Source organism: Campylobacter sp. 2018MI10 (assembly GCF_018501175.1).
Taxonomy (GTDB): domain Bacteria; phylum Campylobacterota; class Campylobacteria; order Campylobacterales; family Campylobacteraceae; genus Campylobacter_E.
Window position 1 is genome coordinate 1 of the sequence record NZ_JAHCZD010000020.1, and the last position, 15,938, is coordinate 15,938.

General features: G+C 29.1%; 15 protein-coding genes. 11 read left to right on the top strand and 4 right to left on the bottom strand.

All coding sequences use genetic code 11. The features are described from left to right. Nucleotides 1–177 precede the first annotated feature (177 nt). Nucleotides 178–2,697 (bottom strand): YhdP family protein, encoded by a 2,520-nt coding sequence (locus KJR01_RS08275; RefSeq protein ID WP_214118498.1) that lies wholly within the window; start codon nucleotides 2,695–2,697, stop codon nucleotides 178–180. Between KJR01_RS08275 and mltG the strand changes: the two genes are divergently transcribed. The 9 genes from mltG to KJR01_RS08320 all read left to right on the top strand — a co-directional run bounded on the left by mltG (nucleotide 2,594) and on the right by KJR01_RS08320 (nucleotide 12,520). After that, a complete protein-coding gene (gene mltG / locus KJR01_RS08280; protein WP_442862236.1) occupies nucleotides 2,594–3,592 on the top strand; it encodes an endolytic transglycosylase MltG in 999 nt (332 codons plus the stop codon). The genes KJR01_RS08275 and mltG overlap by 104 nt on opposite strands. Nucleotides 3,593–3,673: 81 nt before the next feature. Continuing rightward, nucleotides 3,674–5,848 (top strand): NADP-dependent isocitrate dehydrogenase, encoded by a 2,175-nt coding sequence (locus tag KJR01_RS08285; protein WP_214118502.1) that lies wholly within the window; start codon nucleotides 3,674–3,676, stop codon nucleotides 5,846–5,848. Nucleotides 5,849–5,857: 9 nt separating this feature from the next. After that, entirely contained in the window at nucleotides 5,858–7,021 is a 1,164-nt protein-coding gene (gene sucC / locus KJR01_RS08290; RefSeq protein ID WP_214118504.1) for an ADP-forming succinate--CoA ligase subunit beta, read from the top strand. A 9-nt stretch (nucleotides 7,022–7,030) separates the two neighbouring features. After that, complete coding sequence (gene sucD, locus KJR01_RS08295; protein ID WP_214118506.1) at nucleotides 7,031–7,900, top strand: succinate--CoA ligase subunit alpha; 870 nt, start codon at nucleotides 7,031–7,033, stop codon at nucleotides 7,898–7,900. 37 nt (nucleotides 7,901–7,937) lie between these two features. Continuing rightward, entirely contained in the window at nucleotides 7,938–8,246 is a 309-nt protein-coding gene (locus KJR01_RS08300; protein WP_214118508.1) for a 4Fe-4S dicluster domain-containing protein, read from the top strand. A 2-nt stretch (nucleotides 8,247–8,248) separates the two neighbouring features. Continuing rightward, complete coding sequence (locus tag KJR01_RS08305; RefSeq protein WP_214118510.1) at nucleotides 8,249–9,373, top strand: 2-oxoglutarate synthase subunit alpha; 1,125 nt, start codon at nucleotides 8,249–8,251, stop codon at nucleotides 9,371–9,373. Further along, nucleotides 9,373–10,227 (top strand): 2-oxoglutarate ferredoxin oxidoreductase subunit beta, encoded by an 855-nt coding sequence (locus KJR01_RS08310; protein WP_214118511.1) that lies wholly within the window; start codon nucleotides 9,373–9,375, stop codon nucleotides 10,225–10,227. Before KJR01_RS08305 ends, KJR01_RS08310 begins: the two co-directional genes overlap by 1 nt. Further along, on the top strand, nucleotides 10,224–10,796 hold the full coding sequence (locus KJR01_RS08315) for a 2-oxoglutarate:acceptor oxidoreductase subunit OorC (protein WP_214118513.1): 573 nt from the start codon (nucleotides 10,224–10,226) through the stop codon (nucleotides 10,794–10,796). Before KJR01_RS08310 ends, KJR01_RS08315 begins: the two co-directional genes overlap by 4 nt. Nucleotides 10,797–10,936: 140 nt before the next feature. Further along, nucleotides 10,937–12,520, top strand: coding sequence for a DASS family sodium-coupled anion symporter (locus tag KJR01_RS08320; RefSeq protein WP_214118516.1), 1,584 nt, complete (start codon nucleotides 10,937–10,939; stop codon nucleotides 12,518–12,520). Between the two features lie 52 nt (nucleotides 12,521–12,572). Here the strand turns inward: KJR01_RS08320 and KJR01_RS08325 are convergent, their stop codons facing one another. Beyond that, entirely contained in the window at nucleotides 12,573–12,890 is a 318-nt protein-coding gene (locus tag KJR01_RS08325; RefSeq protein WP_214118518.1) for a hypothetical protein, read from the bottom strand. A 9-nt stretch (nucleotides 12,891–12,899) separates the two neighbouring features. Continuing rightward, the gene (locus tag KJR01_RS08330; protein WP_214118520.1) at nucleotides 12,900–13,250 is read right to left on the bottom strand and encodes a hypothetical protein; all 351 of its coding nucleotides are present in this window, start codon (nucleotides 13,248–13,250) and stop codon (nucleotides 12,900–12,902) included. Between the two features lie 143 nt (nucleotides 13,251–13,393). Here KJR01_RS08330 and KJR01_RS08335 point away from each other — a divergent pair, with 143 nt between their 5' ends. Together KJR01_RS08335 and KJR01_RS08340 are read left to right on the top strand one after the other, a co-directional pair. Continuing rightward, nucleotides 13,394–13,885, top strand: coding sequence for a flavodoxin domain-containing protein (locus KJR01_RS08335; RefSeq protein ID WP_214118522.1), 492 nt, complete (start codon nucleotides 13,394–13,396; stop codon nucleotides 13,883–13,885). A 105-nt stretch (nucleotides 13,886–13,990) separates the two neighbouring features. Continuing rightward, nucleotides 13,991–14,848: a hypothetical protein gene (locus KJR01_RS08340; RefSeq protein ID WP_214118525.1), complete on the top strand. Its 858-nt coding sequence runs from the start codon at nucleotides 13,991–13,993 to the stop codon at nucleotides 14,846–14,848. A gap of 31 nt (nucleotides 14,849–14,879) precedes the next feature. Here the strand turns inward: KJR01_RS08340 and KJR01_RS08345 are convergent, their stop codons facing one another. Then, complete coding sequence (locus KJR01_RS08345; protein ID WP_214118527.1) at nucleotides 14,880–15,809, bottom strand: ribose-phosphate pyrophosphokinase; 930 nt, start codon at nucleotides 15,807–15,809, stop codon at nucleotides 14,880–14,882. Nucleotides 15,810–15,938 lie beyond the last annotated feature (129 nt).

Consider the following 15,938-nt stretch of genomic DNA (forward strand, 5'->3'; position numbering starts at 1 on the left):
AAGTTCTAATTAACTTAGCTTTATTCTAAATACAAAGCTATTTCATCTGATATTAAATAGTTTTTATTAAATACTTTATTATCTTTTATAAAAACCAAATCTTTTAAATCATCTAATTTCTTTTTATTTTTTGTTTGATATTGTTTTGGTTAATTAGAACTTGAATAGTTCTAATTTTTATCTATCTATTATATTTTTAGGTAGAGTGATGATATTTTTCATAAGTATAAAAGGACTTGTTAATATATCTTTAGCTAGGCTAGTTTTATATTCAAGATTTTCTAAACTACCGCTAATTTTTAATTGAGTAGCTATTTTATTATCCTTACCGCCGATAAATATTTCTTTTACGATAGGAATATTGCTTATGATTTTATTTGTATTTTTTAGAGTAAAAATATTAAGAGTAATATCTGCTGTTTTTGATTTTGTATTAATAATGCCTTGACCGCTACAATCTATGTTGTAACCTAAAATATTAACCTTATCAATATTTATAATGTCATTTTTATTTCTAAATTCAATTGAGCCAAATTTTATCCCTAAACCTTTTTTTGTAAAACCCGGTTTATTAAAAGTTACTAAAGCCGGTATGCTTTCTATAAATGCGATTAGATTTATGTAGTTTTTAGTATTTGATAAATAGGCATTTCTTATATTAATTAAGCCTTCATAATCACTTAAAGTATTGCCTTTTGCATCTAAATCAATTTCTCCACTTATAAAAACTTCTTTATTTACGATTTCATTTAGTGCTTGATGGCTTAGTTCTCTTAGGTAGGCTTTAAAATTGTTTTTTCCTATTTGGGCTATCAAATCTCCACCTTTAATAAAACTTGCACTGATTGAAGTTTCATAAGGATTTTTATTCAGTTTTAAATTCTTGAAATTAAATAAAAAATCTTTATAAATAATCTTAGAATTTAATAAATTAAGAGCTATATTATTATTGCTATCATTATTTTCATCATTATTTAATTTATTTGCGTCTATTATTAGATTATTTATATTAATAGTTGTTTTATTGTTTTGAGAATTTAAATTAATAAGATTGCTTTTGGTATTTATTGTGGTTATGTTGTTTTGAATACTTATATAAAAGTCATCTTGAGTATATTTATAATTATTATCTAAATTATTTGGATTATTTTTATATAAATTAAAATCAAATTTAGCATTAAATATATTTACAAAAAATGCCCCATCTTTACTACTTAATTCAATATCTCCATCATTAAAATTTAATTTTTTAAGTTGCTTTGAATAACTAATAATACTTGAAATATCGCTTTTTATAAGTAAATTTTTATCAAAATATATTGTGGTATTTAATGCCGGAAAATCTAAAGTTTTATTATTTAGATTTAAATTCATTTTTGCTTTATCGCTATAATAAAAATAATCTTTATAATCAATTCCTAAAGTCTTTATATTTACACTTGCTAATTTGGTTTTAGTATCTAAATTTATATCCGCATTGCTTATTTTTAATTCTTTTGTATCTGCATTACCTTGAATTGCTACTAAATTATCATTTACACTTATATTTAAATTAGCGTTAAAGTTAAAATTACTAAAAGAATAATTTCCATTGGTTTTAACATCTACTTTTACATTGTGAGTATGGTCGTTATTTAGTTTTATATTAACTAAGGTGCTTGTTTTACCACTATTTTGCTTTAACCCTAAAACAACATTATAAGCATTTAGTATTTTTTCTATTTCACTATTGTAAAGTGTATTATTTGAGATGATATTTATATCAATATTTGGCTTTAATAAATTATCTATTGTTAAATTAAATTCATCAATAGTTGTGATATTGTCTTGAGAATTTACATTATTTGCTAATAGCTTTAAACTATAATCTTTTAAGCTTAATTTAACTTCTTTTGCATAAGCATTTGGTGCTTTATCATTATAATTTGCAATTACATTTGTAAAAACACCTTCTCCTAAGGTATTTTCTAGTTGATTATTTTTTATTTTTACAATAAAGCTACCTTTAAAATTATCAAATTTTACTCTAGTTATTAGCCATTCTTTTAGTATTGGTTTTAAATAATTTTCAATATGTTTAAATGCTTCTTGCTGATTTTTAATCTCTAAATTATCAACGCCTAATAAAAAATCATTTTTTGTATTTATTATATTTATTTTTGCGTTTAAATCATTGTTTATAGAGTGTAAATATCCTTTAATTTCAACATCTTTAGCTATCTTTATATCTCCATAAAAATATAAGTTTTTATATTTTAGATTTGTTATGTTTGCTAAAAGCTCATTTGAGTATAGATTTATTTTTATATTTGCTTCAATATCATCTGATTGGATATTTAATTGGTTTTCATCATAATATATTTTTACTAAAGCATCATTTATTTGAATATTTTTTATATTAATACTTTGAAAAAACAAAAATACTTGTTTGTATTCTTTAAGGCTTAATATTTTTTTTCTAATTTGATTTATATCTAGCACTTCGTTGCTATTTGCTTTTTTTATATAAACTTTATTTATATTTAAGATTAGTTTTTTATCAAGTTTCAAATAAAGCTCAGAGATTTCAATATTAATTAATTTAAAATCCTTAATTGAAATTCCATTGGCTAATACAAATACAAAGGCGATTATTAAGAATATGAATATAAAAAGAATTTTAATTATTTTATTTATGTGTTTTGATGTTTTAAGCATTTTTGTCCTAGCGATTTTGTTTTACTTATTGCAGCCTGTTAAGTCAAATTCTGTTGTATTTATACCACAAGGCTCTAATGCTAAAATTATAACAAGTTTAAATAACACTAAATTGCAATTTAGCAAAATAGACCAATATTTGTTATTATTTTTTGGACACCCGCAAAGTGGTTGGATAGCAGTATCTAAACCTATTTTAACAAGATATGAATTTTTAAAAGAGCTAACTACAAATAAAGCAGCGTTAGTTAATCTTACTTTAATTCCAGGTGAAACAAGTGAATATTTTTTAAGAGAAATTGCAGCAAAAAAACTTAATTTAAATCCTGATAAATTATTAGATGAATTATATTCTCAATCAAATAGAAAAGAAGGTATGCTAACTCCTGATACTTATTCAATTCCATTAGGAATTAGTGAAAGATTGTTTATAAAATATTTATTAGAATTTACAAAAAAAAGAAACGAAACAATTAGTAAAAAAGTGTTTGGAGATTATACTGAATATAAATTTTATAGATTTATTATAGTGGCTAGTATTATCCAAAAAGAAGCTGCTAATGAAAGCGAAATGCCTATTGTAGCGAGTGTTATTTATAATAGATTAAATAAAGGTATGAAATTACAAATGGATGGAATGCTAAATTATGGTATGAATTCTCACATAAAAGTAACTCCACAAATGATTAGAGAAGATAATTCAGAATTTAATTCTTATAAAAATTCTGGTTTACCAAGTGTTTCAATTTGTAACGTTTCTACACAAGCAATTTTGGCAGCAATTTCTCCAGCTAAGACAAATTATTTATATTTTATGAGAGATAAAAGGACTGGTACACATAGGTTTAATACAACTTTAGCAGCTCACGAAAAAGAAATAGAAAGGCAAAGATAAGGGTAATTTAATTTTTTTTGATTTACTCTTTTTTAACTTAGCAGTTATACATTCATCTAAAATTTAATTAAAGGAGTTACGATGAGTATTGTATATACTTTCACAGATGAATCGCCAGCGTTGGCAACTTTAAGTTTTTTACCAATTGCAAAGGCTTTTTTAAAGCATGCAAATATTGAAATCACTACAGCTGATATTTCATTGGCAGCAAGAATAGTTTCTAGTTTTCCAGAGTGTTTAAAAGATGAGCAAAAGTGTGAAGATGCACTTGCAAAACTTGGTGAATTAGTAAAACTTGATGGAGCAAATGTAATTAAAACTCCAAATATTTCTGCTTCTATTCCGCAACTTAAAGCTTGCATAAAAGAATTACAATCAAAAGGATATAATGTTCCAAATTATCCAGATGAACCACAAAATGATAGCGAAAAAGCAATCAAAGAAAAATATGCAAAAGTTTTAGGTTCTGCTGTAAATCCTGTTTTAAGACAAGGAAACTCAGATAGAAGAAGCACAAAAGCTGTAAAAGAATACGCAAAAGCAAATCCATATAGAACAAAAACCTTTAGTAAAGATAGTAAAAGTTGTGTAACTTGTATGAGTAGCGATGACTTTTTCTCTAATGAAAAGGCAACTTTAATCAAAGAAAACGGCACTGCTAAATTATATAAAGTTGTAAATGGGGCTAAAACTGAGCTAAAATCTTTTGATGTTGTAAAAGATGAAGTAATGGACGCGACTTTTATGAATGTTGCAAAACTAGATGAGTTTTATGAAAAACAAATCAATCACTGCAAACAAGAAAATATTTTATTCTCGCTTCATTTAAAAGCAACTATGATGAAAGTAAGTGACCCTGTATTATTTGCTCACGCTTTAAAAGTTTATTTTAAAGATTTATTTGCTGAATTTGGCGATGAGTTTGCAAATCTAGGCATTAATCCAAACAATGGTTTAAGTGAGCTTTTAAGTAAGGTTGAAAACTCAAGCAAAAAAGATTTAATCTTAAAAAGATATGAAGAAATATTAAATACAAGAGCACCAATTTCTATGGTTAATTCTGATAAAGGTATTACTAATCTTCATGTTCCAAGTGATGTAATTGTAGATGCTTCAATGCCTGCAATGCTTAAAAATGGTGCTAAATTGTGGGATAAAAATGGTGCAGAAATGGATACAAATGCTGTTATTCCTGATCAAACATATGCAACAATTTATCAAGCAGTTTTAGATGATATGAGAGCTAATGGAAGTATTAATCCAAGTGTGGTTGGTTCGGTTAGCAATGTTGGTTTAATGGCTAAAAAAGCTCAAGAATATGGCTCTCATGATAAAACTTTCATAGCTGATTGCGACGCTACTTATCAAATAGAGTTAAATGGCGAAGTTTTATTATCACATGAAGTTAAAAAGGGTGATATTTATAGAATTAATTTAGCAAAACCTGATGCGATAGCAAACTGGATAAAACTTGCAAAACAAAGATGTGAATTAAGTGGCGAGCAAGGAATTTTTTGGCTTGATAGTAAAAGAGCAAGTGATAGAATAATCATTGATTTAGTTAAAAAAGAATTAGGAGAAACTTTCTTAATCTTAAGCCCTTATGAAGCTTGCAAAAAAAGTTTAGAAATTATTAGAAGTGGTAAAAATTGTATATCAATTACAGGTAATGTTTTAAGAGATTATTTAACAGACCTTTTCCCAATACTTGAATTAGGAACAAGTGCGAAAATGCTTTCAATAGTTCCAATGCTAAATGGCGGAGCTATGTTTGAAACAGGTGCGGGTGGTTCTGCTCCAAAACAAGTTGAGCAAGTTGTATTAGAAAATCACTTAAGATGGGATAGCTTAGGCGAGTTTTTAGCTCTTCAAAGCTCACTTGAATTTGAAGGAAACAAAGGCAATGCAAAAGCAAAAGTTATGGCAGAAGCTTTTGATGAAGCAATATCTCATTATTTAAATGAAAATAAAGCTCCAAGTAGAAATGCGAAAGAAAACGATAATAGAACAAGTCATGTGTATTTTGCAATATATTTAGCGAATGCACTTGCTAAGCAAAATAATGATGAAAGTATGAATAAGTTTTTTAAAGTTATTGCTGATAAACTTAATTCAAATTCTTCTAAAATCATTGAAGAATATATGAATGAAGAAGGTAAAGCAGTTGAATTAGGTGGATATTATGTTTTAGGCGAAGTAGCTGAAAAGATAATGAGACCAAGTGTTACATTTAATGAAATTTTAAAATCAATTTAAGGAGAAAATATGAATATACACGAATATCAAGCAAAAGAAATTTTTGCTAAATTTGGTGTGCCTACTTTAAAAGGTAAGGTTGCATTTAGTGTTGAAGAAGCTGTTGCAAACGCAAAAGAATTAGGCGGAAGTGTTTGGGCTGTAAAAGCTCAAATCCACGCTGGTGGTCGTGGTTTAGGTGGTGGTGTAAAAATCGCTAAGAATTTAGATGAAGTTAAAATGTATGCTGAAAAAATATTAGGTATGAACCTTGTAACTCATCAAACAGGACCAGAAGGAAAACTTGTTAGAAAACTTTATATTGAAAGTGGTGCAAATATTGCTAAAGAATATTATTTAGCACTATTATTTAATAGAATGGAAGAAAAAATCACAATCATTGCTTCAAGTGAAGGTGGTATGGATATAGAAAAAGTTGCAGCAGAGCAACCTGAAAAAATAGCAAAAGTTACAATTGACCCTGCAATTGGCTTTAAAATGTTTCACGGACTTGAAGTAGTAAAAGTTTTAGGTCTAAATAAAGATGAAGGTAAAAAATTAATAACATTTATAGATAAATTATATAAATTATATTTAGCAAAAGATGCAAATTTAGTAGAAATTAACCCATTAATCAAAACTGCAGAAGGCGAGTTTTTCGCACTTGATGCTAAGATGAGTTTTGATGATAGTGGTCTTTATAGAAATCCAGATATTGCAGAATTAAAAGATGAAACAGAAGAAAACCCAGCAGAACTAGAAGCTAGTAAATATGGTTTAAGTTATGTAAAACTTGATGGCGATGTGGCTTGTATGGTAAATGGTGCAGGTCTTGCAATGGCTACAATGGATATTATTAATTATAGTGGCTGCAAACCAGCAAACTTCTTAGATGTTGGTGGTGGAGCAAGTGCTGAAACCGTTGCAAAAGCATTTGAGATTATTATGAGAGATAAGAATGTAAAAGTAATTTTCATAAATATTTTTGGTGGTATCGTAAGATGTGATAGAATTGCAAATGGTGTTTTAGAAGCTACAAAAACAACTAAAATTGATATTCCTGTAGTAGTTCGCTTAGATGGAACAAACGCTAAAGAAGCAAAAGAAATTCTAGATAATTCAGGTCTTAAAAATATTCACGCAGCAACAGATTTTGCAAATGGTGCTGAAATTGTAAAAAGCTTAGTAAAGTAAGGAGAAAAAATGAGTATATTAGTAAATAAAAATACAAAAGTAATAGTTCAAGGCTTTACAGGTAAAGAAGCTACATTTCACGCAGAACAATGTATTGCTTATGGCACAAATATAGTTGGTGGTGTAACTCCATTTAAAGGTGGAGAAACTCATTTAGGAAAGCCTGTATTTGATACGGTTAAAGAAGCAGTTAGTAAAACTGGTGCTGATACGAGTTTAATTTTCGTTCCTCCTTTTGCTGTTGGAGATAGTATTATAGAAGCTGCTGATGCAGGAATTAAACTTGCAGTAGTAATCACAGAACATACTCCTGTAAAAGATATGATGTTTGCAAAAGCTTATGCAAATAAAAAAGGTATGAAAATCATTGGACCAAACTGCCCAGGAATTATCACTGCAGATGAATGCAAATTAGGAATTATGCCAGGCTTTATATTTAAAAAAGGAAATATCGGTGTAATTTCTAAAAGTGGAACTTTAACTTATGAAGCAGCAAATCAAGTTGTTTTAGGTGGTTATGGAATTACAACTGCAGTTGGAATTGGAGGAGACCCAATCATAGGTCTTGCTTATAAAGAATTATTAGCTGAATTTGAAAAAGATAGCGAAACTAAAGCTATAGTTATGATAGGTGAAATTGGTGGAAGCTTAGAAGTTGAAGCTGCTAAATTTATAAAAGAAAATATCACAAAACCTGTTGTAGCATTTATAGCAGGTGCAACTGCTCCAAAAGGTAAAAGAATGGGTCACGCAGGTGCTATTGTAGGAAGTGCTGATGAAAGTGCTGCTGCTAAAAAAGAAGCTTTAAAAAGCTATGGTGTTCATGTAGTTGATTCTCCTGCAGATATCGGTAAAAAAATCAAAGAAATTTTAAAATAATTAAAGCCTAGATAATCTAGGCTTAGAAAGGTTAAAAATGGAAAATAATAATAATGCACCTGTATGGGTGGATGAAAAAAGATGTAAAGCCTGTAATATATGCGTAAGCTATTGTCCTATGGGCGTTATTGCTATGAGAGATGAACCAAGTGCTGTTTTAGGTCAAATGATTGAAGTAGTTAATCCAGAATCATGCATAGGTTGTAGAGATTGTGAAACTCATTGTCCTGATTTTGCGATTAATGTTGCAGATGCTAAAGGCTTTAAATTTGCAAAACCTACTCAAGAAGGTAAAGATAGAGCGGCTGCAATTAAAGCTAACAATTTTAAAAAGTTAAAGGCGTAAAGATGAGAGAAGTAATATCAACAGGAAATAATTTAATAGCTCAAGCTGCAATTGATTGTGGTTGTTCTTTTTTTGGTGGTTATCCAATAACTCCTAGTAGTGAGATAGCTCATGAATTAAGCCATATGCTACCAAAAGCTGGTGGAACATTTATTCAAATGGAAGATGAAATAAGTGGAATTAGCGTTGCACTAGGTGCGGCTATGAGTGGTGCAAAAGCAATGACTGCAAGTAGTGGTCCTGGAATTAGCTTAAAAGCAGAACAAATAGGGCTTGCATACATAGCTGAAATTCCAATCGTAATAGTAAATGTTATGCGTGGTGGTCCATCAACTGGTCTTCCAACTCGTGTTGCTCAAGGCGATTTATTTCAAGCAAAAGCTCCAAGTCATGGAGATATAGCAAGTATTGCTATTGCACCTGCTAGTCTTGAAGAAAGCTATAATCTAACAATAACAGCATTTAATTATGCTAATAAATATTCAACTCCAGTATTTTTATTAATGGACGAAACGGTTGGACATATGAATGGTAAAGCAATTTTACCTGATGTAAAAGATTTAAAAATAGAACCACGCCGTGAATTTACAGGAGACCCAAAAGATTATAAACCTTATAAGGCTGATATGGACGAACCTGCTACATTAAATCCATTCTTTAAAGGCTATCGTTATCATATAGCTGGTCTTCATCACGGAGATATAGGTTTTCCAACTGAAGATGGTAAAATAGTTGATTATAATATGAGAAGATTAGTTGGTAAGATTAAAAATAAAGTAGATGAATTAGCACTTTATGAAGAATATATGTTAGATGATGCTGATATTTGCATTATTGCTTACGGAAGCGTTGCTCGTGCTGCAAAAGAAGCAATTGCAAGACTTAGAGCACAAGGATTGAAAGTAGGTTTATTTAGACCAATTACTTTATATCCAGTTCATGAGAAAAAAATAGCGCAAGTTTGCTCAAGATTTAAGAAAATTTTAGTAACAGAATTAAATATGGGACAATATTTAGAAGAAATTCAAAGAGCAAGTAAGAGAGATGATTTTGCTAGCTTACATAGAGCTAATGGTCGTCCAATAACTCCAAGTGAAATTGAAGCAAAAGTAAAGGAGAGTTTCTAATGGCTTTTAATTATGATGATTATTTAAGAGTAGATAAAATGCCTACTCAGTGGTGCTGGGGATGTGGTGATGGTGTTGTTTTAAAATGTATTATTAAAGCAATTGCAAAAATGGGTTGGAATATGGATGATGTTTGCGTAGTTAGTGGTATTGGCTGTAGTGGTCGTATGAGCTCATATGTAAATTGCAATACCGTTCATACAACTCATGGTCGTGCATTAGCTTATGCAACTGGTATTAAATTAGCTAATCCAACTAAACATGTAATAGTTGTAACAGGTGATGGCGATACAACTGCAATTGGTGGTAATCATTTAATCCATGCTGCAAGAAGAAATATTGATTTAACTCATATTATGATTAATAACTTTATTTATGGACTTACAAATTCTCAAACAAGCCCAATGACCCCACAAGGATTTTACACGGTTACAGCTCAATTTGGTAATATTGACCCTACATTTGATGCTTGCGAATTAGTAAAAGCAGCTGGAGCTAGTTTTATAGCTCGTGGTAATGTAATTGACGCAGCTAAACTTGAAAATATGATTTATAAAGCAATGGCTCATGAAGGATATAGTTTTATTGATTGCTTTAGTAACTGCCATATTAATTTAGGTCGTAAAAATAAAATGGGCGAAGCTGTTCAAATGCTTGATTGGATAAGTAATCGTTCTGTTGAAAAATCTAAATTTGATAAATTAAGCGATGAAGAAAAAGTTGATAAATTCCCAGTTGGAATTTTATATGAAAATAAAACTAAACCTGAATATTGCAAAGCTTATGAAGAAGTTCGCCGTGCTGCTAAAGAAGGTAGAATGGTTAATTTAAATGCTTTAGGGGGTGCTAAATGAAATTCCAATTAAGATTTGGTGGAGAAGGCGGTCAAGGTGTAATTACCGCTGGTGAGATTTTAGCAGCTGCTTGGATGGAAAAGGGTGGAAGTAGTAAAAAAGGTGCTTATGCTATAAAAGCTAGCACATATACTTCTCAAGTTCGTGGTGGTCCGACTAAGGTTGATATTATTTTAGATGATGAAGAAATATTATTTCCTTATGCAGTTGAAGGCGAAATTACTTTTATGCTTTCAACTGCTCAAAAAGGCTATTCTGGTTTTAAAGATGGTGTTTGTGAAGGTGGAATAATAGTAGTTGAGCCAAATCTAGTAAAACCAAGTGAAGAAGATAGAAAGAAATTTAAAATATTTGAAATTCCAATCATTACAATAGCTAAAGATGAAGTTGGCAATGTGGCTACTCAATCAGTTGTTGCGCTTGCAATTGCGGTATATATGAGCAAATGTATGGATACTGATGTTGTAAAAGAAGTTATGTTAAGTCATGTGCCACCAAAAACTCGTGATGCAAATGCTAAGGCTTATGATTTAGGTATAAAATACGCTAAAAAAGCTTTAGGAGAATAATTTTAAGCCCTTTATAGGGCTTAAATATTAATTATTTAATAAAAATTTAATATTAATATTTAAATTATTAAAAAATATACTTTATTTTTCTTTTTAATAAATTCTTATTATAATTACTTACTTTTTGAAAAGGAGATGTTATGACTAAGGATAAAATTCCTTTAGCTATTTTATGTATATTAATAGCTATTTCATTTGTATTTATTCCGGTTCCTGAAAGTCTAATTTCTATTAAACAAGCTGCTTTATTAAAGGCTCATTCTGATTTTTCAGAACAAAAATTATTAGAATTAAGCTTATTTGATGCAAGACTTTCTTGGATATATTTAGGTTGTTTTATAGCTACTGTTTTATGTATTATTTTAAAGGTAATGCCACTTGGTGCAGTTAGCTTAATATCTATTGCTTTTATAGCAATTTCCACAATTAGTGTTAGTGCTGATATTAGTGGAGCTGCTAGAAGTAAGGCTGCTATTAAAGATGCTTTAAGTGCATTTTCTAATAGCTTAATATGGCTTATTGTAATATCTATTATGCTTGCTCGTGGTATTATCAAAACTGGTCTTGGAAGAAGATTAGCATTTTATTTTTTAAGCATATTTGGTAAAAAAACTTTAGGTATAGGATATTCAATTGCTTTAAGCGAAGTGTTTTTAGCTCCGATTACTCCATCAAATACTGCAAGGGGCGGTGGTATAATTAATCCAATAGTTCAATCAATTGCTAAAGCTCTAGGTTCAGAGCCAAATAATGGCAGTGCAAATAAAGCAGGAACATATCTTAGCCTTGTAAATTATCAATCAAATCCAATTACATCTGCTATGTTTATTACCGCAACTGCACCAAATCCATTGGTAGTAAAACTAATTTCAGATGCAACTAATGCAAATATTAGTATTACTTGGGGGCAATGGGCTTTAGGAATGTTTGTTCCTGGAATGTGTGCGATATTGCTTATGCCATTAGTGATTTATTTTTTAAGCCCACCTGAACTTAAAGAAACACCTGATGCAAGAGAATTAGCTAAAAAAGAATTAGCTGCTATGGGTAAATTTAGCTTAGATGAAAAAATTATGCTTAGTATTTTTGGATTATGCTTATTCTTATGGGCTGGAATGCCTAGTAATTTTGCTAATTGGTTTGGTTTTAGCGAATATGCAAAGGCCTTGACGTTTGATCCTGCTAGTGTGGCGGCTTTAGGACTTGCAATTGCGCTTTTAACTGGTGTTTTAAAATACGATGAATTATTAGCAGAAAAGACAGCTTGGGATACATTAGTATGGTTTGCTGCTTTAATTATGCTTGCTACTATGCTTGATAAATTAGGTTTAGCTGCATTTTTAGGACAAGAGTTAAAAATGGCAGCTTCATCTTTAGGGCTTAGTGTAACTTTTGTAATGATATTTTTTACTTTAGCGTTTTTGTATTCGCACTATTTTTTCGCAAGCACAACAGCTCATATTTCAGCAATGTTTTTAGTATTTTATAAAACAGGGCTTGATTTAGGAGCACCACCTATGCTATATGCTTTTATGTTAGCAGCTGCAGGAAATATTATGATGGCACTTACGCATTATGCTACAGGGACTGCTCCTGTTGTATTTGGTAGTGGTTATGTTAGTCTTAATAAATGGTGGATAATAGGTTTTATTGTAAGTGTTATTGATATAGCAGTTATGATTTGTGTTGGCTTAGTATGGTGGAAGATATTAGGCTTTTATTGATTTAAGAATTTGAAATAGGAAATTCCTATTTCAAATTCTAAACACAAAATTATTAATAAACTTCCACATATACCATACCATCATCAGTATATCTTGCACTATAGTCTAACCATATCTCTTTAACTATACTAAAATTTTCAGTTTCTTTTAATATGAGTTTGTTTGTACAATTTATCTTTTTTGCTTCTTTATCAATTTTATTAGTCATAAAACTTGAATATGAAATATCATAAGCATCTAATGTTTTTGATTGTTCTAATAAAATTTCAGTTAAAAGTTGTGTTACTTCTTTATCATCACAACTAGGTATAGAACCACAACCTATACAAAATGCACTAACCACAATTAAAGAAAAATATATTTTTTTCACGATATATCCTTATATAATTTGTAAAATTTGTTGATAATTGTATTGTCTAACTTTTTTGCCAATATTTATAATATCAATAATCCACCATATAATTCCTATTGCAAACATACAAGTAATGAATTTGAGTATAAAAATAAGTATGCCTAAACCAATAGAGCCAAGATAAAATCTATCTACATAAAACATAGCACATATAATTCCAGTAGTAGGATTTTTAAGCTTTGCAGCAAGTAGTTTGTCTGAAAAGTTTTTTCTTTCAGCATCGCTCATTCTCTCTAACTTTTCTCTTAAATTAATTACAGCCATTCCGTCTTTTGGTAACTTGTCTTGAATACTCATTAAAATACTATTCGTATCCATTTACACTCCTTAATAAAAAATTAAAGCCATATAATACCCCCCCCCAATCTTAAAAGTAGCTTAAAATAATTTTAAAATATTTAAAACAAAAATTATCTTATTTAGGCTACAATGAAACTACATTTTAATTTTAAGGAGAAGTTATGAAAAAAGTTGGTATTTTTTATGCTACAAAAGGTGGTACTACTAAAGCTTTTGCAGAGCAAATCGCAGCAAAAATTGGTGCTGATGTTGTAAATATTAAAGATGTTGAAATAAACGCATTATCAGAATATAAAACTTTAATCTTAATGAGTTCAAGCTATTTTTTTGGTGCTTTGGCTGATGATTGGGGAAGTAAAGTAAAATTATTAAATACTATTGATTTTAGCGATAAAAATGTAGCTATCGTAGGTGTTGGCGGACAAGAAAGACATCCTGATAGTTTTTGCTCTGGTGTAGCTGATTTTTATGATAAATTAGCTTTTAGTGGAGCAAGATTTATAGGCGAAGTTTGCTCAAGTGATTATAACTACACATTCTCAAGATTACAATTTGGAAAAGCTTTAAGAGGGCTTTGCCTTGATAAAGCTGATGGGGATAAAAACGAAGCAAGAATTAATGCTTGGGTTGAAAATATTAAAAAATATTTATGATTTTTAGGAAGCCAAGCTTCCTTTTTGGTAATGTTAGCATTTTTTAAACACTTATATTTGATATTTATTTTTAGACTTTGTTATGATAAAAAAGGTAATTTTTTATTGTTTTTATTTCAATTAGTTTCAGCGTTTTTTGTTTTTCTAACTTTTATTGTGATAGTTTTATATAGCTTAGAATACATAAGCGATCATACAAAAAATCTTGATGAACTTAAAAAGGCTGAAGGTGTATTGTACGATATAGAAAAGATAGTTTATAAGAAAATATTTAGGAGTAGAACTGATTACATAATATGGCATTATAAAATGATTGATAATAATAAAAATCACAAAACTTTTATAGCAAGAGAAGATAAAAGTTATGCAAAAAATCTCATAGGGCAAAAAGTAGCTATTTACTATGTTCCTAGCGTATTTTATCCAGAAATAAGACAATTAGAATCAAATGGCTTTATTTATGAGCGATACAAAGTAAGAGATAATTATGAAGATTTAAAGTATATTTTCCCATTTTTTATGTTTTTTGCGAGTATATTTTATATGCTAAATATTAAAGGCAAATACCCTGATGATTATGAATTACCATTACTTAAACATAGTATAAAGCTAAAGGCTTTTAATAAATATTTTTTGATTTTATTAATTTGGTTTATTTTTATAATCGCAGCGTTTAAATATAGTGATGAAATTATTATAATGTATTTTTTAATTATTTTAAATCCTATAATTACGCTAGTTTTTGAGCTAAAATTTAATTTAATCAAAATTAATTTTTATGATGATTTTTTAGAATTTGAATATGGATTTTTCTTATTTAAAGTCAAGTATAAGAAAATAAAATATATAGATTATCAAGGAATTTATATTCAAACTAAATATATTAATTTTATTATTAATATAAATAAATTGAGCGAAGATGATTTGGATTATTTAGCTATAAGTTTAAAAAATAATTCCTAATTAATTAAATTAGGAATTATGAAAAATTTAATTATGAAAATAAACCATTAACACTTTCATTATGATAAACACGGCGAATAACTTCTCCAAATAAAGGTGCAACACTTAAAACTGTTATTTTTTTACATTCTTTTGCTAGTGGTATAGTATCAGTTACTATTAATTCATCTAAAGCACCATTTTCTATTCTATCATAAGCAGCTCCACTTAAAACAGGATGAGTACAGCAAGCAATTACACTTTTAGCTCCTAATTTTTTAAACACTTCAGCAGCTTTAACAATAGTTCCTGCAGTATCAATCATATCATCAACTATAATTACATCTTTACCATTTACATCGCCAATTACATTCATAACTTCGCTTTCATTAGCTTTTTCACGGCGTTTATCAACAATAACAAGTTCTAAATCTAGTGCTTTTGCAACAGCTCTTGCACGAACAATTCCACCTGTATCAGGACTTGCAACTACTGCTTTACTTAAATCTCTTTGTTTTAAATGTTCGTTAAAAATAATACTTCCGTATAAATTATCAACAGGGATATTAAAAAATCCTTGAATTTGACCTGCATGTAAATCAATAGTAGCTACACGGCTAATTCCTGCAGTTTGCATTAAATCAGCTACTAATTTTGCACTAATTGGAACTCTAGGAGCTGCTTTTCTATCTTGTCTAGCATATCCAAAATAAGGAATTACAGCAGTGATTGAATTAGCTGAACTTCTTTTTAATGCGTCAGTTAATATTAATAATTCCATTAAATTATCATTCGCTGGTGCGCAAGTGCTTTGGATAATAAACACATCTTTACCACGCACACTTTCTCCAATTTGAACGCTAATTTCTCCATCACTAAAACGCTTAACTCCAGCATCGCTTAATTTACAATCTAATCTTTGAGCGACTTTATTGGCAAATTGAATATTTGCAGAACCCGAAAAAATGGTATAACCTCTCATAAAATAACCTTTCTAAATTAATAAAATGAGCTATTATATCTTAAAAAACTTATTTGTAAATTTGTTACAAAAAGTAACATATTGTTAAAAATATTACGATTATTCTTAATCTTGTTGTTATTATATGCT

What these genes read in the sequence shown, in the direction of transcription:
- KJR01_RS08335 (WP_214118522.1), top strand. Translation starts at nt 13,394, where the DNA reads ATGAAAAAAGTTGGTATTTTTTATGCTACAAAAGGTGGTACTACTAAA.
- KJR01_RS08345 (WP_214118527.1), bottom strand. Translation starts at nt 15,809, where the DNA reads ATGAGAGGTTATACCATTTTTTCGGGTTCTGCAAATATTCAATTTGCC.
- KJR01_RS08305 (WP_214118510.1), top strand. Translation starts at nt 8,249, where the DNA reads ATGAGAGAAGTAATATCAACAGGAAATAATTTAATAGCTCAAGCTGCA.
- sucC (WP_214118504.1), top strand. Translation starts at nt 5,858, where the DNA reads ATGAATATACACGAATATCAAGCAAAAGAAATTTTTGCTAAATTTGGT.
- KJR01_RS08300 (WP_214118508.1), top strand. Translation starts at nt 7,938, where the DNA reads ATGGAAAATAATAATAATGCACCTGTATGGGTGGATGAAAAAAGATGT.
- KJR01_RS08275 (WP_214118498.1), bottom strand. Translation starts at nt 2,697, where the DNA reads ATGCTTAAAACATCAAAACACATAAATAAAATAATTAAAATTCTTTTT.
- KJR01_RS08310 (WP_214118511.1), top strand. Translation starts at nt 9,373, where the DNA reads ATGGCTTTTAATTATGATGATTATTTAAGAGTAGATAAAATGCCTACT.
- KJR01_RS08330 (WP_214118520.1), bottom strand. Translation starts at nt 13,250, where the DNA reads ATGGATACGAATAGTATTTTAATGAGTATTCAAGACAAGTTACCAAAA.
- KJR01_RS08315 (WP_214118513.1), top strand. Translation starts at nt 10,224, where the DNA reads ATGAAATTCCAATTAAGATTTGGTGGAGAAGGCGGTCAAGGTGTAATT.
- KJR01_RS08285 (WP_214118502.1), top strand. Translation starts at nt 3,674, where the DNA reads ATGAGTATTGTATATACTTTCACAGATGAATCGCCAGCGTTGGCAACT.
- KJR01_RS08320 (WP_214118516.1), top strand. Translation starts at nt 10,937, where the DNA reads ATGACTAAGGATAAAATTCCTTTAGCTATTTTATGTATATTAATAGCT.
- sucD (WP_214118506.1), top strand. Translation starts at nt 7,031, where the DNA reads ATGAGTATATTAGTAAATAAAAATACAAAAGTAATAGTTCAAGGCTTT.